Annotated in this window: 13 protein-coding genes and 1 pseudogene; 8 read left to right on the plus strand and 6 right to left on the minus strand. The window is 39.1% G+C overall.

Annotation, left to right across the window (positions count from 1 at the left end):
• Positions 1-34 precede the first annotated feature (34 nt).
• From ilvA to HMPREF9423_RS03575, 3 genes are all read left to right on the plus strand, one after another.
• Positions 35-1,285, plus strand: coding sequence for a threonine ammonia-lyase IlvA (gene ilvA / locus HMPREF9423_RS03565; protein WP_004251960.1), 1,251 nt, complete (start codon positions 35-37; stop codon positions 1,283-1,285).
• Positions 1,286-1,367: 82 nt separating this feature from the next.
• On the plus strand, positions 1,368-2,264 hold the full coding sequence (locus tag HMPREF9423_RS03570) for an SPFH domain-containing protein (RefSeq protein ID WP_004251962.1): 897 nt from the start codon (positions 1,368-1,370) through the stop codon (positions 2,262-2,264).
• A 105-nt stretch (positions 2,265-2,369) separates the two neighbouring features.
• Positions 2,370-2,585, plus strand: a complete 216-nt coding sequence (locus tag HMPREF9423_RS03575; RefSeq protein ID WP_004251963.1) for a capsule biosynthesis transcriptional regulator — start codon at positions 2,370-2,372, stop codon at positions 2,583-2,585.
• A gap of 84 nt (positions 2,586-2,669) precedes the next feature.
• Here the strand turns inward: HMPREF9423_RS03575 and HMPREF9423_RS03580 are convergent, their stop codons facing one another.
• Positions 2,670-3,410 (minus strand): amino acid ABC transporter ATP-binding protein, encoded by a 741-nt coding sequence (locus tag HMPREF9423_RS03580; RefSeq protein ID WP_006147962.1) that lies wholly within the window; start codon positions 3,408-3,410, stop codon positions 2,670-2,672.
• Complete coding sequence (locus HMPREF9423_RS03585) at positions 3,410-4,975, minus strand: ABC transporter substrate-binding protein/permease (protein ID WP_006155732.1); 1,566 nt, start codon at positions 4,973-4,975, stop codon at positions 3,410-3,412. The genes HMPREF9423_RS03580 and HMPREF9423_RS03585 overlap by 1 nt, the downstream gene beginning before the upstream one ends.
• A gap of 130 nt (positions 4,976-5,105) precedes the next feature.
• On the opposite strand from HMPREF9423_RS03585, the gene HMPREF9423_RS03590 reads away from it, so the two are divergent.
• Both HMPREF9423_RS03590 and HMPREF9423_RS03595 read left to right on the plus strand, forming a co-directional pair.
• The gene (locus HMPREF9423_RS03590; RefSeq protein ID WP_006147964.1) at positions 5,106-6,998 is read left to right on the plus strand and encodes a DUF2207 domain-containing protein; all 1,893 of its coding nucleotides are present in this window, start codon (positions 5,106-5,108) and stop codon (positions 6,996-6,998) included.
• Between the two features lie 61 nt (positions 6,999-7,059).
• A complete protein-coding gene (locus HMPREF9423_RS03595; RefSeq protein ID WP_006147965.1) occupies positions 7,060-7,905 on the plus strand; it encodes an undecaprenyl-diphosphate phosphatase in 846 nt (281 codons plus the stop codon).
• Positions 7,906-7,939: 34 nt separating this feature from the next.
• On the opposite strand, the gene dinB is transcribed toward HMPREF9423_RS03595, so the two are convergent.
• Positions 7,940-9,001 (minus strand): DNA polymerase IV, encoded by a 1,062-nt coding sequence (gene dinB, locus HMPREF9423_RS03600; protein ID WP_006155720.1) that lies wholly within the window; start codon positions 8,999-9,001, stop codon positions 7,940-7,942.
• A gap of 239 nt (positions 9,002-9,240) precedes the next feature.
• Here dinB and pflB point away from each other — a divergent pair, with 239 nt between their 5' ends.
• Positions 9,241-11,556, plus strand: a complete 2,316-nt coding sequence (gene pflB / locus HMPREF9423_RS03605; protein ID WP_006155735.1) for a formate C-acetyltransferase — start codon at positions 9,241-9,243, stop codon at positions 11,554-11,556.
• Positions 11,557-11,960: 404 nt separating this feature from the next.
• Positions 11,961-14,063, plus strand: a complete 2,103-nt coding sequence (locus HMPREF9423_RS03610) for an AAA family ATPase (RefSeq protein ID WP_006147968.1) — start codon at positions 11,961-11,963, stop codon at positions 14,061-14,063.
• Positions 14,064-14,121: 58 nt separating this feature from the next.
• Here the strand turns inward: HMPREF9423_RS03610 and HMPREF9423_RS03615 are convergent, their stop codons facing one another.
• Positions 14,122-14,604, minus strand: coding sequence for an S-ribosylhomocysteine lyase (locus tag HMPREF9423_RS03615; protein ID WP_004251981.1), 483 nt, complete (start codon positions 14,602-14,604; stop codon positions 14,122-14,124).
• 205 nt (positions 14,605-14,809) lie between these two features.
• Between HMPREF9423_RS03615 and HMPREF9423_RS11740 the strand changes: the two are divergent.
• Positions 14,810-16,791, plus strand: a pseudogene (locus tag HMPREF9423_RS11740) (peptide ABC transporter substrate-binding protein).
• Positions 16,792-16,868: 77 nt separating this feature from the next.
• Here HMPREF9423_RS11740 and pbp1a read toward each other — a convergent pair.
• Both pbp1a and recU read right to left on the minus strand, forming a co-directional pair.
• Positions 16,869-19,019 carry a penicillin-binding protein PBP1A gene (gene pbp1a / locus HMPREF9423_RS03625; RefSeq protein WP_006147971.1) on the minus strand — a complete coding sequence of 717 codons (2,151 nt, stop codon included), beginning with the start codon at positions 19,017-19,019 and terminating at the stop codon, positions 16,869-16,871.
• Positions 19,016-19,612 carry a Holliday junction resolvase RecU gene (recU, locus tag HMPREF9423_RS03630; RefSeq protein ID WP_006147972.1) on the minus strand — a complete coding sequence of 199 codons (597 nt, stop codon included), beginning with the start codon at positions 19,610-19,612 and terminating at the stop codon, positions 19,016-19,018. Before recU ends, pbp1a begins: the two co-directional genes overlap by 4 nt.
• Between the last annotated feature and the right edge of the window lie 32 nt (positions 19,613-19,644).

Consider the following 19,644-nt stretch of genomic DNA (forward strand, 5'->3'; position numbering starts at 1 on the left):
CTTTTTATCTTGAAAAAGAATCAAGGAGAAGATTATGCTTAGTGCAAAAGATGTGGTGAAGGCCCACAAGGTTCTGAGTGGTGTCGTAGCCAATACACCACTTGACTACGATCATTATTTATCAGAAAAATACGGTGCTAAAATTTATCTCAAAAAAGAAAATGCTCAACGAGTCCGCTCTTTTAAAATTCGTGGAGCTTATTATGCCATCTCACAATTGACTAAGGAAGAACGTGAACGTGGTGTAGTGTGCGCATCAGCGGGAAATCACGCTCAAGGTGTTGCCTACACTTGTAACGAGATGAAAATTCCTGCAACAATCTTTATGCCAATTACAACGCCTCAACAAAAAATTGGTCAGGTTCGTTTCTTTGGTGGAGATTTTGTAACCATCAAATTGGTAGGAGATACCTTTGATGCTTCGGCTAAGGCAGCTCAAGACTATACAGTTGCTGAAAATCGTACCTTTATTGATCCCTTTGATGATCCCTATGTTCAAGCTGGTCAAGGAACAGTGGCTTATGAAATTTTAGAAGAAGCGCGAAAAGAATCCATTGATTTTGATACCGTCTTGGTGCCTGTAGGAGGTGGAGGACTCATTGCAGGAGTTTCTACTTATATAAAGGAAACGAATCCGGCTATTGAAGTTCTGGGTGTAGAAGCTAACGGAGCTCGTTCCATGAAGGCAGCATTTGAGGCTGGAGGTCCGGTTAAACTCAAAGAAATTGATAAGTTTGCAGACGGGATTGCTGTGCAGAAGGTTGGACAATTGACCTATGAAGCAACCCGTAAAAATGTTGAAACGCTTATCGGAGTGGATGAAGGTTTAATCTCTGAGACCTTGATAGATCTATACTCTAAACAGGGGATTGTAGCTGAGCCTGCAGGTGCTGCTAGTGTGGCGGCCTTGGAAGTACTGTCAGATTATATAAAGGGTAAGACTATTTGTTGTATTATCTCTGGAGGAAATAACGATATCAACCGTATGCCAGAGATGGAAGAGCGTGCCTTGATTTATGATGGCATCAAGCATTACTTTGTGGTAAACTTCCCACAACGTCCAGGTGCACTTCGCGAGTTTGTAAATGATATTTTAGGACCGAATGACGACATCACTCGTTTTGAGTATATTAAACGTGCCAGCAAGGGAACAGGACCAGTCTTAATCGGGATTGCTCTTGCTAACAAGCATGATTATGCGGGCTTGATTCACCGAATGGAGAAATTTGATCCGTCTTATATTAACTTGAATGGGAATGAAACTCTATATAATATGCTTGTTTAATATCCTATAAAATTTTTATCATATCATTTGCCTAACCTATATACGAGTGCTATAATGTAAGTGAAGAAAGGGGGAGATTCCCATGGTTTTACAAGTTTTACTTGTTCTAGTGATTCTAATGCTTATTGTAGGAGCTATGTTAGTGAGCTCTGTTTATGTCGTTCGTCAACAGTCTGTTGCAATTATCGAACGATTTGGTAAGTATCAAAAGTTAAGTAATAGTGGTATTCATCTACGGGCACCATTTGGCATTGACAAAATTGCAGCTCGTGTGCAGCTACGCCTTTTACAAAGTGAGATCGTGGTTGAAACCAAAACCCAAGATAACGTTTTTGTGACTATGAATGTCGCAACTCAGTATCGTGTAAATGAGTTAAACGTTACAGACGCTTACTATAAATTGATGAGACCTGAAGCTCAAATCAAATCTTATATTGAAGATGCATTGCGCTCATCTGTTCCTAAGTTAACTTTGGATGAATTGTTTGAGAAAAAAGATGAAATTGCATTAGAAGTTCAAAAACAAGTAGCGGAAGAAATGTCAACGTATGGGTATATTATCGTTAAGACGCTCATTACCAAAGTTGAGCCGGATGCAGAAGTCAAACAATCAATGAACGAGATTAATGCTGCCCAACGTAAGAGAGTGGCAGCTCAAGAATTGGCTGAAGCAGATAAAATTAAGATCGTTACAGCGGCAGAAGCTGAGGCAGAAAAAGATCGCCTCCATGGTGTGGGGATCGCAGAGCAGCGAAAAGCAATTGTTGATGGACTTGCTGATTCTATTAAAGAGTTAAAAGGAGCCAATGTCGAATTAACTGAAGAACAAATTATGTCAATACTATTAACCAATCAGTATTTGGATACATTGAATAATTTTGCAGATAAACAAGGAAATAATACAATATTCTTGCCAGCAAATCCTAATGGAGTTGAAGATATTCGAACCCATATATTATCAGCTTTGAAAGCTAAATAATTACAATCTTAACGCAATAATCTAGTTAATATATGTGTTTTAATTGACAAATATTATAAAAACATATAGAATGATGTTGCGTAAAGAAAAAAATAGGAGAATAACATGGCTAAGTCTAACTTTGAAAAAGTAGAAGCAGTTGTTAGCTGGGTTCGTGATAAGAAGATCACAGGGTATCGTATTTCTAAGGAAACGAATGCGCGTGAGATGTCTATCATTGCTTTGGCTCAAGGACGTGCGAAAGTTAAAAACATTTCCTTTGAAACAGCCCTCGGCTTAATTGATTTCTACAATAAAAATCATGAAAAATTTGAAGATTAGTCTTTGGATATAGGCAGGTTCGAAAAGAACCTGCCTTTTCATTTTAGGAAATATAAAAAGACTGCAGGTTGCAGTCTTTTTTGATTATCCAAGATAGCGTTGTAAAAATTCTCTGGTGCGTTCTTCTTTAGGATTGGTAAATAGATCTTCAGGTTTGCCTTCTTCTGCAATAACCCCCTTATCCATAAAGATAACACGGTTTGATACATCGCGAGCAAATTCCATTTCGTGGGTTACAACGATCATAGTCAAGCCTTCTTGAGCTAGTTCTTGCATGATTTTGAGAACTTCACCGACCATTTCAGGGTCGAGGGCTGATGTAGGCTCGTCAAAGAGAATGGCATCAGGATTCATAGAAAGAGCACGAGCAATAGCCACACGTTGCTTTTGACCACCAGAAAGTTGCTTTGGTTTGGCTTGCCAGAAACGTTCTCCCATACCAACCTTTTCAAGGTTTTCTTTTGCAATTTTCTCTGCTTCTGAGTGTTCACGTTTGAGAACAGTTGTCTGTGCCACAATCGTATTTTCGAGAACATTGAGATTTTCAAAAAGGTTAAAGGACTGGAAAACCATACCTAGTTTTTCACGGTAGTGAGTAAGGTTATACCCTTTTTCAAGGACGTTTTCACCGTGATAAAGAATTTCACCTTCAGTTGGGGTTTCGAGAAGGTTGATAGAACGTAGGAATGTTGATTTACCACTTCCGGAACTACCGATGATAGAAATCACTTCTCCTTTATGAATAGTGAGTGAGATGTCTTTTAGGACCTCGTTTTGCCCATAGGATTTTTTGAGGTGTTTGATTTCAAGAATGGGTTGATTCATTATTTCAAATCCTCCGTTTGCATTTGGTTAGCACCTGTTGTGTAGGTATCCATATCCATACGTTTTTCAATGTAACGGAGAATACGCGTTACTGTAAAGGTAAGGACAAAGTAGATAACTGCGATGATGGTAAAGGTTTGGAAGTATTGGTAAGTTTGTGTTGCTACTGTATTTCCTGAGAAGTAAAGCTCTACAACAGAGATAACATTCAATACAGAAGTATCCTTGATGTTGATGACGAACTCATTACCAGTCGCAGGTAGGATATTTCGAACTACCTGAGGTAAAACAATCTTACGCATGGTTTGATTATGTGTCATACCAAGTGCAGTAGCTGCTTCAAATTGTCCCTTGTCAACAGCCAAGATACCACCACGAACGATTTCTGTCATGTAGGCACCGGTATTGATAGAAACGATAAAGATAGCAGCGAGAGTACGGTCTAGGTTGATTCCGAAAGCTTGGGCAGTTCCATAGTAGATAACCATAGATTGTACAATCATAGGAGTTCCACGGAAAATTTCAATATAGATATTGAGAATCCAACCAACTATATTTTGAATGACATAGAAAAAATGATTTTCAGATTGGGGCGCAGTACGGAAAACACCGATAGCAAGACCAATAACGAGACCAACGATAGTACCGATAATGGAAATTAAAAGTGTGATTCCGGCACCTCGCAAGAGTTGTTGCCAGTTTTCACTTAGAATTTTAGCAACTTGGCTAAAGAAATTACTGCTGTTTTCTTCAGTAGTTGTAGCTTGAACAGGTTGTTCTTTAATCATACGATCCATTAGGGCAACTTGTTCTTCTTTAGTGATGGTTTCAATGCTAGCATTGATTTGGCTGATACGTTCGTCATCCTTACGAAGACCGATAGCGATAGAGGTATCCTCTTCTCCAGTTTTAAAACCAGGTTCAGGCTGAATCATTTTAAATTTGGCATTTGCTGATTCAGCAGTTAGAGCCTCTGGTCGTTCAGAAACATAGGCATCAATGACACCAGCTTCAAGAGCTTGACGCATTTGAGCGAAATCACCCATGGCAGTTTCCTTCTGAGCACCTGAGATTTGTGAAATCAAGTCGTAAAGGTAAACACCTTGTTGAGAAGTAATTTTTGCTCCACTAAAGTCATCTAGTGTTTTGGCGTTTGCATAGGCAGAATCTTTTTTGACTAAAAGTACGGGTTCGCTGGTATAGTAACTACTTGAGAAGGCAATTTCTTGCTTACGTTCAGCGGTTGGACTCATACCTGCAATAATCATATCAATCTTACCAGAAGTAAGGGCTGGAACAAGTCCTTCCCATTTTGTTTTTACAATGAGTGGTTCTTTACCCAGATCTTTAGCGATTTTTTTTGCAATTTGAACATCGTAACCGTTAGCATATTGGTTTGTTCCATCGATTTTGACAGCGCCGTTACTGTCGTCGTCTTGTGTCCAGTTGAAGGGGGCGTAAGCTGCTTCCATCCCGATGCGTAAATATTCATCGGCTTGGACCTGGCTAACTAGTCCTAGAGTAAGGGCTAGGCTAGCAAGGATAGATAAGCATAATTTTTTCATGTTTTCTCCTATTTCTAGTCTAAAAATGGCTCCCTCTATTGTATCTAAAAATGGTGAGATTTTCAATACAAGTAAACCCTTACTTGGAAAAAAATGATATAATGAGAAAAAGGTCAAAAGAGGCTATATTATGAAAAAAAGATGGTTAATAGTACTTATATTTACTTGTCTGATAATTGTTCCCAAACTGGTTTTTGCCGTGGAGTTTAGCATTCCATCCTATAATGGAGAACTGTATATTCATGCAGATAATACAGCGGAATTTAGGCAGAAGATAGTTTACCAGTTTGAGGATGATTTTAATGGGCAAATCGTGGGCCTTGGTCGTGCAGGTAAGATGCCTAGCGGATTTGAAATTGATCCTCATCCAAAGGTTGAGGCCTCTAAAAATGGTCATAAAATCGAAAATCTTACTAGCGAAGTAACAGAAGAAACGAATGGTTATACTGTTAAAGTTTATAATCCAGGTCAGGAAGGGGACAGGGTTGAAGTGGAACTTACCTGGCATTTGAAAAATCTTCTTTTCTTATATAATGATATCGCTGAATTAAATTGGCAACCCTTAACCGACAGTTCAGAATCTATTGAAAAATTTGAGTTTCATGTAAGGGGAGATAAGGGGGCCGAAAAACTCTTTTTCCACACAGGGCAACTTTTTAGAGAGGGAAGGATTGAACAGAGTGGTCCTGACTATACTATTCGTTTAGATAATCTTCCGTCTCAGCGTGGAGTCGAGTTGCATGCTTACTGGCCGCGAACCGATTTTGCTAGCGCTATGGATCAGGGCTTAAAAGGAAATCGTTTAGAAGAGTTTAACAAGATAGAAGACTCGATTGTTAGAGAAAAAGAGCAGAGTAAACAACTCGTTACTTGGGTGTTTCCTTCAATACTTTCCATCTCCTTGTTATTGAGTATCTGCTTCTATTTTATTTATAGAAGAAAAACCACTCCTTCAGTCAAATATGCCAAAAATCATCGTCTCTATGAACCGCCGATGGAATTAGAGCCTATGGTTTTATCTGAAGCTGTTTACTCAACCTCCTTGGAGGAAGTGAGTCCTCTAATTAAAGGAACAGGCAAATTCGACTTCAACCAGCTTATTCAGGCTACCTTGTTAGATGTAATTGACCGTGGGAATGTCTCTTTTATTTCAGAAGGAGATGCAGTTATTTTAAGGTTGGTAAAAGAAGATGGCTTGGCAATCTTTGAGAGAACCTGTCTAAATCTGGCCTTTTCAGGTAAAAAAGAAGTTGCTGTTTCTGATTTGTTTGCGGATTATAAGGTCTCTGAGAGTCTTTACCGTGGAGCAAAAGCTGCTGATGAAAGACGGATTCAAACAAAAGGTCGTAAGCTCAAATCCTCTTTCGAAGAAGCATTGAAAGAGATGCAAGAAGGAGTGAGAAATCGGGTTACCTTCTGGGGACTCCCAGATTACTATCGTCCTTTAACTGGTGTGGAAAAGGCCTTGCAAGTGGGTATGGGACTTTCTACTATCCTACCTCTATTTATCGGATTTGGTTTGTTCTTGTACAGTTTAGATGTTCATGCTTATTTTTACCTCCCTTTGTCAGTACTTAGTTTTCTAGGTTTGGTTTTGGCTGTTTTCTATTATTGGAAGCTTCGACTAGATAATCGTGATGGTGTCCTAAATGAAGCAGGAGCAGAAGTCTACTATCTCTGGACCAGTTTTGAAAATATGTTGCGTGACATTGCACGATTGGATCAGGCTGAATTGGAAAGTATTGTTGTTTGGAATCGTCTATTAGTGTATGCAACTTTGTTTGGATATGCTGACAAGGTTAGCCATTTGATGAAGGTTCACCACATCCAAGTAGAAAATCCAGATATCAATCTCTATGTAGCTTATAGCTGGCACAGTATGTTTTATCATTCAACAGCACAAATGAGCCATTATGCTAGTGTCGCAAATACAGCAAGTACCTTTTCTGTATCATCCGGAAGCGGTAGCTCTGGTGGTGGTTTCTCAGGCGGTGGTGGCGGAGGAAGTGTTGGTGCTTTCTAAAGAAAACTAAACACAGCCTTTAAAAGTATGATATAATGGAGGATAGAAAAAGGAGTTATCTATGTATCTTATTGAAATTTTAAAATCTATCTTTTTTGGTATTGTTGAAGGAATTACGGAATGGTTGCCGATTTCGAGTACTGGTCACTTAATTTTGGCAGAAGAGTTTATCCAGTATAAAGATCAGAATGAAGCCTTTATGTCTATGTTTAACGTAGTCATTCAACTGGGTGCTATCCTAGCCGTTATGGTTATCTACTTTAACAAACTTAATCCTTTCAAACCAGGCAAGGATAAAGTTCAAGTTCGTAGAACTTGGCAATTATGGTCTAAAGTATTTGTTGCGACACTCCCTCTTCTTCTAGTCTTTAAGTTTGATGATTGGTTTGATACTCACTTCCATAATATGGTTTCAGTAGCCATTATGTTGATTGTTTATGGAGTTGCTTTCATTTATCTTGAAAAACGCAACAAAGCACAAGCAATTGAGCCAACAGTAACTGAGTTAGATAAGTTGCCTTATAAAACAGCCCTCTATATTGGTCTTTTCCAAGTCTTGGCCCTTTTACCAGGAACTAGCCGTTCAGGTGCGACTATCGTCGGTGGTTTGTTAAATGGAACCAGTCGTTCAGTGGTGACAGAATTCACCTTCTATCTAGGAATTCCAGTTATGTTTGGAGCCAGCGCTTTGAAGATTTTTAAATTCATCAAGGCTGGAGAAGTCTTGACTTTTGGCCAATTCTTCTTACTCTTGGTAGCCATGGTAGTAGCTTTTGCAGTCAGCATGGTTGCTATTCGTTTCTTGACCAGCTATGTCAAAAAACACGACTTTACAATGTTTGGTAAATACCGTATTGTCCTTGGGAGTGTGTTGCTACTTTATAGCTTTGTTCGATTATTTGTATAAGAAAGAAACCTTGAAGGAAGATCCTTCAAGGTTTTTAAAATCCTGTCATAGTGACTCCCAATAAGCGGACACCCTTGTCTTTATCACTCAGTGTTTCGTAGAGTTGGATAATGCTTTGTGCGATTTCTTCAGAGTCTTGTGTTTGTTGGCTCAGTGTTTTTCGTTTTGTCAAAGTAGAAAAGTCAGCATAGCGGATTTTCAAAATGACGATTTTACCACTTTTTTCATGTTTTTGAAGACTAAGAGCCACTTTTTCCGAAAGGAGAGTTAGCTCTTTTTTTATATCTTCATCCAGACTTAAAATCTTACTGTAAGTTTTTTCTTTACCAATAGACTTACGGATACGATTTGATTTAACGGGAGAATTATCAATACCTCTGGCTTTACGATAAAGGTCAAAACCGAGTCGTCCGAAACGATCAATGAGAGTGATTTCAGAAATCTCTAAAAGGTCAGTACCCGTAAAAACGCCCATTTGATGGAGTTTTTCAACTGTTTTCTTACCTACACCGTGGAATTTAGCGACATCCATTTGCTTGAGGAAATTTTCAGCTTCATCAGGGAGAATGACTGTCAAACCACGAGGCTTTTGATAGTCACTTGCCATTTTAGCCAAAAATTTATTGTATGATACACCGGCAGAAGCTGTTAATTGTAATTCATTCCAGATATCCTGCTGAATTAATCGAGCAATTTTTACAGCAGATTTGATACCAAGCTTGTTTTCAGTTACATCTAGATAAGCTTCGTCGATACTCATGGGTTCAATTTTATCCGTATATCGTTTAAAAATAGATCGAATCTGTTGGCCAACAGTAGTATATTTTTCATAGTTCCCAGAAATAAAAATAGCTTGAGGACAGCGTTCATAAGCCTCTTTTGAATTCATGGCTGAGTGGATCCCGAATGCTCTCGCTTCATAACTACAGGTTGAAACAACACCCCTGCCTCCTGTTTTCCTAGGGTCGCTACCAATAATAACAGGTTTCCCTTTAAGCTTAGGATTGTCACGAATTTCTACAGCAGCAAAAAAGGCATCCATGTCAATATGGATGATTTTGCGGGATAAATCATTCATCAATGGAAATATGAGCATGGGCTGTCCTTTCTTTGATGGATTTTCTAGCTTCATTATACCCTTTTTCAGAAAAAATAGGAAATAGCTAATTATTTTTCAAAACTATAATACAGTTTCCAATAAAAAAAACAACTGTATTATAAAAGAAAGTGTTAAAAAAGAGTGATTTCACTTGTTGAAATCGTTTACTGTGTGTTATACTGAATATATGAATGTAACAGATGACTGTTACTAGAAAGATAAAAGAGGACATTAACATGGTTGTTAAGACAGTTGTTGAAGCACAGGACATTTTTGACAAAGCCTGGGAAGGCTTTAAAGGTGTTGACTGGAAAGAAAAAGCAAGTGTGTCACGCTTTGTACAAGCTAACTACACACCTTATGATGGAGATGAAAGCTTCCTTGCAGGACCAACAGAGCGTTCACTTCACATCAAAAAAATCGTAGAAGAAACTAAAGCACACTACGAAGAAACTCGTTTCCCAATGGACACTCGTCCAACATCTATCGCTGATATCCCTGCAGGATTCATCGACAAAGAAAACGAAGTTATTTATGGTATCCAAAACGATGAACTCTTCAAATTGAACTTCATGCCAAAAGGTGGTATCCGTATGGCTGAAACTACTTTGAAAGAAAATGGATACGAACCAGATCCAGCTGTTCACGAAATTTTCACAAAATATGTAACAACTGTTAACGACGGTATCTTCCGTGCTTACACTTCAAACATCCGTCGTGCTCGCCACGCTCACACTGTAACTGGTCTTCCAGATGCATACTCACGTGGACGTATCATCGGTGTTTATGCGCGTCTTGCTCTTTACGGTGCAGACTACTTGATGCAAGAAAAAGTAAACGATTGGAACTCAATCGAAGAAATCGATGAAGAAACAATCCGTCTTCGTGAAGAAATCAACCTTCAATATCAAGCATTGCAACAAGTTGTACGCTTGGGTGATCTTTACGGAGTTGACGTTCGCAAACCAGCGATGAACGTTAAAGAAGCTATCCAATGGGTAAACATTGCCTTCATGGCTGTCTGCCGTGTTATCAACGGTGCTGCTACATCTCTAGGACGTGTGCCAATCGTATTGGATATCTACGCAGAACGTGACCTTGCTCGTGGTACATTTACTGAATCAGAAATCCAAGAATTTATTGATGATTTCGTTATGAAACTTCGTACAGTTAAATTTGCTCGTACAAAAGCTTATGACCAATTGTACTCAGGTGACCCAACCTTCATCACAACTTCTATGGCTGGTATGGGTAACGACGGTCGTCACCGTGTTACTAAGATGGACTACCGTTTCTTGAACACTCTTGACAACATCGGTAACTCTCCAGAACCAAACTTGACAGTTCTTTGGACTGACAAATTGCCATACAACTTCCGTCGCTACTGTATGCACATGAGCCACAAACACTCTTCAATCCAATACGAAGGTGTTACAACAATGGCTAAAGATGGATACGGTGAAATGAGCTGTATCTCATGTTGTGTGTCTCCACTTGACCCAGAAAACGAAGAACAACGTCACAACATCCAGTACTTCGGTGCTCGCGTTAACGTTCTTAAAGCTCTTCTTACTGGTTTGAACGGTGGTTACGACGATGTTCATAAAGACTATAAAGTATTTGACATCGAACCAATCCGTGACGAAGTTCTTGAATTCGAATCAGTTAAAGCAAACTTTGAAAAATCTCTTGACTGGTTGACTGACACTTACGTAGATGCTTTGAACATCATCCACTACATGACTGATAAGTACAACTACGAAGCTGTTCAAATGGCCTTCTTGCCAACTAAACAACGTGCTAACATGGGATTCGGTATCTGTGGATTTGCTAACACTGTTGATACATTGTCAGCTATCAAGTACGCTACAGTTAAACCAATCCGTGACGAAAATGGCTACATCTACGATTACGAAACAATCGGTGAATACCCACGTTGGGGTGAAGATGACCCACGTTCAAACGAATTGGCAGAATGGTTGATCGAAGCTTACACAACTCGTCTACGTAGCCACAAACTTTACAAAGACGCAGAAGCTACTGTATCACTTTTGACAATCACATCTAACGTTGCTTACTCTAAACAAACTGGTAACTCACCAGTCCACAAAGGTGTATACCTCAACGAAGATGGTTCTGTGAACTTGTCTAAACTTGAATTCTTCTCACCAGGTGCTAACCCATCTAACAAAGCTAAAGGTGGATGGTTGCAAAACTTGAACTCACTTGCTAGCCTTGACTTTGGTTATGCAGCTGATGGTATCTCATTGACAACTCAAGTATCACCACGTGCTCTTGGTAAAACTCGTGACGAACAAGTTGATAACTTGGTAACAATCCTTGATGGTTACTTCGAAAACGGTGGACAACACGTTAACTTGAACGTTATGGACTTGAACGATGTTTACGAAAAGATCATGTCAGGTGAAGACGTAATCGTACGTATCTCTGGATACTGTGTAAACACTAAATACCTCACTCCAGAACAAAAAACTGAATTAACACAACGTGTCTTCCACGAAGTTCTTTCAATGGATGATGCATTGAGCTAAGATTTATAAATAGTAAATCAAAAACCAGTCACTCTGACTGGTTTTTTTGTTATAAAATTTTTTAAAAAAAATTAGTCAAATTTGGTCAAAACTATTGACTAAAACTGACCAAAGTGATATACTAAGAACATAAGGATAAGGAAAGTCCTTAGAAAACCTTGATTTTAAGATGATTGTATATACTATCTTAAGATCAAAGTATGGGTAAAACCTAGAAAAGAGGTACAACCTATGGTTAACATTAGTATTTTTAGAAGTCCAATCGAAAAACCTGTATTGGATAAAGAAAAACCTGAAATTATACGTAGAGTAGCAAATAGCTAGTCTAAATTTTTTGAAACAAAGGTCAGAGAAAGTCAAACTATTTTGACTAAGTAAATTTGAAAACAAACGAGGTATGAAATATGAATAACAACTTTAATAACTTTAACAACATGGATGATTTATTTAACCAATTGATGGGTGGTATGCGTGGATACAGTTCAGAAAACCGTCGTTACTTGATTAACGGCCGTGAAGTAACACCTGAAGAATTCGCTATTTACCGTCAAACCGGTCAACTTCCAAGCGAAGGAAGTGAACAAGCTCAGTACGTTCAAGGTAAAGGTGTGAAACAAGATGGGGTTCTTGCAAAACTTGGACGTAACTTAACAGCAGAAGCTCGTGAAGGGAAGTTGGACCCAGTGATTGGACGTAATAAAGAAATCCAAGAAACTTCTGAAATTCTTTCTCGTCGCACAAAGAATAATCCAGTTCTCGTCGGTGATGCTGGTGTTGGTAAAACTGCAGTAGTAGAAGGATTGGCCCAAGCTATCGTGAACGGTGACGTTCCTGCAGCAATCAAGAATAAAGAGATCATTTCTATTGATATTTCTGGACTTGAAGCTGGTACTCAATACCGTGGTAGCTTTGAAGAAAATATTCAAAACTTGGTAAACGAAGTCAAAGAAGCTGGAAATATTATCCTTTTCTTCGACGAAATTCACCAAATCCTTGGTGCTGGTAGTACAGGTGATGGTCAAGGGTCTAAAGGTCTTGCTGATATCTTGAAACCAGCTCTTTCACGTGGGGAATTGACAGTGATTGGGGCAACAACTCAAGATGAATACCGTAATACCATCTTGAAAAATGCAGCCCTTGCTCGTCGTTTTAATGAAGTAAAAGTTAATGCTCCATCTGCTGAAGATACTTTCAAGATTCTTCAAGGTATTCGAGATCTTTATCAACAACACCACAATGTTATTTTGCCAGATGAAGTCTTGAAAGCTGCCGTTGATTACTCTGTTCAATATATTCCACAACGTAGCTTGCCGGATAAGGCTATTGACCTTGTGGATGTGACAGCTGCTCACTTGGCAGCACAACACCCAGTGACAGATGTGCATGCAGTTGAGCACGAAATTCAAGCGGAAAAAACTAAACAAGAAGAAGCTGCGGCTAAAGAAGATTATGAAGCAGCTCTAAATGCAAAAGTCCGTATCGAAGAGCTTGAAAAGCAAATTGCTAATCATACAGAAGATCACAAGGTTACAGCTACTGTAAATGATGTAGCTGAGTCTGTCGAACGGATGACGGGTATTCCAGTATCTCAAATGGGTGCAACCGATATCGAACGCTTGAAAGATATGGGTCACCGTTTGCAAACTAAGGTTATCGGTCAAGACAAGGCTGTTGAAGCAGTCGCAAAAGCTATCCGTCGGAACCGTGCTGGGTTTGATGAAGGTAACCGTCCAATCGGTAGCTTCCTCTTCGTCGGACCTACTGGTGTTGGTAAAACAGAGTTGGCTAAACAATTGGCCCTTGATATGTTTGGTACCAAAGATGCAATCATCCGTTTGGACATGTCAGAATATAGCGACCGTACGGCCGTTTCTAAATTAATCGGTACAACTGCAGGTTATGTAGGTTACGATGACAATAACAATACCTTGACGGAACGCGTCCGTCGCAATCCATACTCTATCGTCCTTCTTGACGAAATTGAAAAGGCGGATCCTCAAGTGATTACCTTGCTCCTTCAAGTATTGGATGATGGTCGTTTGACAGACGGTCAAGGAAATACCGTCAACTTCAAGAATACCGTAATTATCGCTACTTCAAATGCTGGCTTTGGTTACGAAGCCAACTTGACAGAAGATGCGGATAAACCAGAACTCTTGGATCGTTTGAAACCATTCTTCCGTCCAGAATTCTTGAACCGTTTTAATGCTGTCATCGAATTCTCACACTTGAGCAAAGAAGATCTTTCTAAGATTGTAGACCTTATATTGGTTGAAGTTAACAAGACGCTTTCTAAGAAAGACATTGACTTGGCAGTGAGCGAAGCTGCTAAAGAATACATGACTGAAGAAGGCTACGATGAAGTCATGGGTGTTCGTCCACTCCGTCGTGTGGTTGAACAACAAATTCGTGACAAAGTCACAGACTTCCACTTGGATAACCTTGATGCTAAACACCTAGAAGCTGACATGGAAGATGGTGTTTTGGTCATTCGTGAAAAAGCCTAAATCAAGTTTTAGAAAATAAAAAAAGGAACCAGTTCAAAAGCTGGTTTCTTTTTAATTATTAGATGACATGACGTTCAAAGGCATCGTCTGAGATTCCTTGTTGGAGAATCAATTTTGCCCATTCTTTAGCTGAAAATAGGCTGTGATCCTTGTAGTTTCCACAAGATTCAATAGTTGTTCCTGGGACATCTTCCCAAGTTGTTGTCTCAGCGATTTCCTTCAATGAATCCTTGATGACAGCTGCGATTTCAGCGCTAGAATGACGTCCCCACATAATCATATGGAACCCTGTACGACAACCAAATGGTGAACAATCGATCATACCGTCGATGCGAGTACGGATTAGCTTAGCCAAGAGGTGCTCAATAGTATGAAGTCCAGCAGTAGGGATAGAGTCCTCATTTGGTTGAACCAAGCGGATATCAAAGTTAGAAATGATATCTCCTTTCGGTCCAGTCTCTTCTCCAATCAAGCGGACATAAGGAGCTTTTACAATCGTATGATCTAGTTCAAAACTTTCAACAATAACTTCTTTTGACATGGTATTTCCTTTCAACTTTCTTCTTTCATTATATCATAAAGATATAGTTGATAAATGTCAATGATTGAAATTTTCCTAAAAAGATTTTCAAATTAGAAATAGAGGAAGAAAATATTTTCAAATCAATTTGAAAAATTCTGAAAATTGTATTGACACTTAGCAAAAAAGGGACTATAATGTATAAAAAGTCAAAAAGGAGTTTATTATGAAATTTTCAAAAGTAATGGCCCTAGCAGGAGTGACTCTGTTAGCGTCAGGTGTTTTGGCAGCTTGTTCAGGTTCAGGCTCTAGTGCAAAAGGTGAGAAAACTTTTTCTTACGTTTATGAAACAGATCCAGACAGCCTCAACTATCTGACAACAGGTAAGGCTGCGGTTGCTAATATCACAAGTAATGTTGTTGACGGTTTGATGGAGAATGACCGTTACGGGAACTTCGTGCCATCTATGGCAGAAGACTGGTCAGTATCTCAAGATGGTTTGACTTACACTTATACAATTCGTAAAGATGCTAAGTGGTACACTTCTGAAGGTGAAGAGTATGCACCTGTGAAAGCTCAAGACTTTGTAACAGGTCTTAAATATGCAGCTGATAATAAGTCAGAAGCTCTTTATCTTGTTCAAGAATCTATTAAAGGTCTTGACGCTTATGTCAAAGGTGAAGTAAAAGATTTCTCAGAAGTTGGAATCAAGGCAATTGATGATCAAACTGTTCAATACACTTTGAATAAACCAGAAAGCTTCTGGAACTCTAAGACAACCATGGGTATTCTTGCACCGGTCAATGAAGAATTTCTTACTTCAAAAGGAAGTGACTTTGCCAAAGCAACAGATCCAAGCAGTATCCTTTATAACGGTCCTTACTTGTTGAAATCATTGGTAGCTAAATCTTCAGTAGAATTCGAAAAGAATCCAAATTATTGGGATAAGGACAATGTTCATATTGATAAAGTAAAACTATCATTCTGGGATGGTCAAGATACAGGCAAACTTGCAGATACCTTTAAGGATGGTGGCTTCTCAATGGCTCGTCTCTTCCCAACAAGTGCAGGATATCCTGAACTTGAAAAAGAGTTTAAGGATAACATCGTTTATACACCACAAGATTCTGCTACTTTCTTGGTTGGGACAAATATTGACCGTCAGTCTTACAAGTACACTTCTAAGACTACGGATGAACAAAAGACATCAACTAAAAAAGCTCTCCTAAACAAAGACTTCCGTCAAGCCATTGCCTTTGGTTTTGATAGAACAGCTTATGCTTCTCAAGTTAATGGAGAAAGCGGAGCAAGCAAACTTCTTCGTAACTTGTTCGTACCACCAGCTTTCGTACAAGCAGATGGTAAAAACTTTGGTGAGTTGTCAAAGAAAAATTGGTAACCTATGGTGACGAGTGGAAAGATGTGAATCTAGACGACGCTCAAGATGGTCTATACAATCCTGAAAAAGCGAAAGCAGAATTTGCTAAAGCTAAGACAGCTCTCCAAGCAGAAGGGGTTCAATTCCCAATTCATTTGGATATGCCAGTTGACCAAACTAATACGACAAAAGTTCAACGTGTTCAGTCATTGAAACAATCACTTGAAGCAACATTAGGAACCGACAATGTCGTTGTTGATATTCAACAACTTCAAAAAGATGAAGTCTTAAATGTTACCTACTTTGCTGAAACAGCTGCTGGAGAAGATTGGGATCTCTCAGATAACGTTGGATGGTCTCCAGACTACATTGACCCATCTACTTACCTTGATATCATCAAACCATCTGTTGGTGAAAATACTAAGACTTATCTAGGATTTGATGCTGGTACAAACAACGCTGCTGCCAAACAAGTTGGTTTGGAAGATTACGAAAAGATGGTTGTTGAAGCTGGAAATGAAGACACAGATGTTTCAAAACGTTATGATAAATATGCTGCTGCCCAAGCTTGGTTGACAGATAGTGCTTTGATTATCCCAACAACTTCTCAAACTGGACGTCCAATGTTGTCTAAGATGGTACCATTCACCCTTCCATTTGCTTACTCAGGTAACAAGGGTATGAGTGAAGCCCTCTTGTACAAGTACCTTGAACTTCAAGATAAACCAGTAACTGCTGATGAATATCAAAAAGCTCAAGATAAATGGAAGAAAGAAAAAGAAGAATCTAATAAAAAAGCGCAAGAAGATCTTGCAAACCATGTAAAATAAAAAAGGTGGAGTTAGTCATTAACTCCACTTTTTCATTAATAAAAGACCTAGGAAGATGTTTTCTAGGTCTTTTTTGATTATTGTTGCCCTTGAGGATTTGGATTTTGTTGAGGATTTGGATTTTGTTGAGGATTTTGATTTGTATTTGGAGCAGTTTGGTTTTGTCCATTATTTGGGCTAGTAGTTTCAGCTACTGTAGTTTGATTTGCGGTTGTTGTAGTAGGAGCTTCTGTAGTAGCTTGTTGGGTTGTTTGAGGGATCCAGTTACTACGAGCGCCAACTTTGAAGACATACTCACCATTACGATACAAGCCCTCAGGCATTGTCCAATCACCTGGGTGATCATCCTCGGAGAGGTACTCCATCATTGATCGGTAGATGTTGGCCGCTACTCTAAATCCATCTCCTTCGATTGGAGTGAGGCGGTTTGAATAACCTGTCCAAACAGCCATTGAATATTTGCGGGTATATCCTACAAACGTTTCATCAGGTGCGACATAATCGTATCTCTTAATGTAATTTTCAATTTCATCATCTGTATAGTTAGATGTACCCGTTTTACCTGCTTGAGGTAACCAAGACATATAGGCACCACGACCAGTTCCGTAGGTTAATACGGTTTTCATCATTTCTGTCATCATATAGGCAGTAGTCTCCTTCATGGCACGTGAGCCAGGATCAGAGTACTCTTTTGAACTACCGTCACTAAAGACAATCTTGTTGATATACATTGGTTTATGGTAGATACCACCGTTAGCAAAAGCAGCGTAAGCAGCAGCCATTTTTTCGCTGCTTGCACCATATTTTCTATTTGATTCAGTTGTATTACTTGATATAGCATTAGCATAGACCATAGTTGGGTAGTCAATTCCTAGACCATTTAAGAAAGTTTTAGCTTGGTCTAATCCGACCTTTTCAAGTGTTTCGACTGCTGTCACGTTACGAGATTGTTGGATGGCATACTGAAGGGAAATATTTCCGAAGTATGCTTTATCCCAGTTGTAAAGAGGGATATTTGTACCTGGATAGTTGTAGGGAGCATCTTTAAGCATGTAGGCTGTTGAGTCATAAATTCCATACTCTAGTGCGGGAGCATAGTCTGTAATTGGTTTCATGCTAGAACCCCAGTCGCGGTTGGTTTCAACGGCCTGATTGAGTCCGAAGGACACATTGCTAGACTGGTGTCTAGAACCAAGCTGAGCAATAACTTTACCATTTGTAACGTCTACGATAGTAGAAGCTGCTTGAAGTTCATCATCCGGATAATAAACATACTCATCTGTGTTGTATATATCCCAAAGACGCTTTTGAACGTCTTGGTCTACGTTGGTGTAGACGTCCATTCCAGTAGTTAAAAGGTTGTAACCTGTCTCTGTTTCAACTTGTTCAATCACTTCTTTAAGGTAATTATCTAAGTATGGAGGATAGGTGTTGCTTCCCTTCAAACTTTGTAAACCATCAGTAATAGGTGTATTTATAGCCGTTTCATATTGTTCAGCTGTTAGATAGCCTTGCTTTTGCATCTCTGATAGGACTAGATTACGACGTTCTGTTGCTTCTTCTGGATGAGAATAAGGATCATATTGGTTAGGAGCCTGTGGCATTCCAGCTAGAAGAGCAAGTTGTGGAATTGATAGGTCTTTTAAATCTTTACCATAGTAACTTTGAGCTGCAGTTTGCATCCCATAGTTACCATTTGACATGTATACTTTATTGATGTAATATGTCAAAATTTCTTGTTTAGTTGCAGTTCTTTCTAACTGAATAGCTAGCCAAGCTTCTTGGGCTTTACGTGAGATTGTTTGGTCTGACGAAGAAGTTGAAAAGTAAGTTAATTTTATCAACTGTTGCGTCAAGGTTGAACCACCTTGGAGGCCATTGCTACGGAGGTTTCGTAAGAAAGCGCCCATGATACGGATACTGTCAATCCCTCTGTGGTTAAAGAAGCGGTGATCCTCGATAGAGACAATTGCATTAACCAGTTCAATAGGAATTTCATTGCTTTGAGCATTGACACGACGTTCGGCTCCTAAGTCAGCAATCAATTCGTTTTTACTGTCGTAAATCTTACTTGAAGTTGTTGCTACCAGTTTGCTTTCAGAAAGTTCTGGTGCTTTAGATACGTAGTAGAAGAAGACACTCGCACCAATCAATATCGAAGCGATAAAGGCTACTAAGAATCCAATCCCTAGATATTTAGCGATGCGCCAGATAAGTTGTTTGATCATATTGTTTTACCACCTAGTAAATGTTGTTTGACGATATCGAGATAAGGTATTTGAGGAAAGGCTTGTTGTTCAATTACAAAACCGTGCTCTCTGATATAATCAAGCGGCAGTGATTTTTTCCCCATATCCTGATGATAAAAACGGATGAGGTCAATTGCCGGTAATAAATATGTTTCCTGATAAGAAGAAAAATGGATTAGGACGAAGCAAATTCCCTTTTGTTCAAGAACCTGTTCCATATGCTGTATCTGATGAGAATGGAAGTTCTTCATCGGGAAAGCATTTTTTTGTCTGGTTTCCTTTGCTTCGAAATCGATGTAAAATCCTTCATAAACACCCGAGTAGTCAGTAGTTGAAGCTTGTCTAAAATAGGCTTCAACAATTTTAGCGCGACTCCGTTGAGGGTAGTCGACCCGAACAATCTGAACTGGGGTTGGCTTTTTGTGAATGACTGCTATTCCATGTGATAGATAGTAGTCATTGGTAGCATTAATCATCTTTTCAAAGCTCATACCTCGATTTGCGAAATTTTTAGTTTGAGGTAGAGAAGTTTTGCTTGGTTTAGATGAAAGTTTATGTGGATAGTTGACCATAGTCCTCCTTATTGGTACAATAACATCACTCT

This window comes from Streptococcus infantis ATCC 700779 (genome assembly GCF_000187465.1).
In the GTDB taxonomy this organism is placed as follows: domain Bacteria; phylum Bacillota; class Bacilli; order Lactobacillales; family Streptococcaceae; genus Streptococcus; species Streptococcus infantis.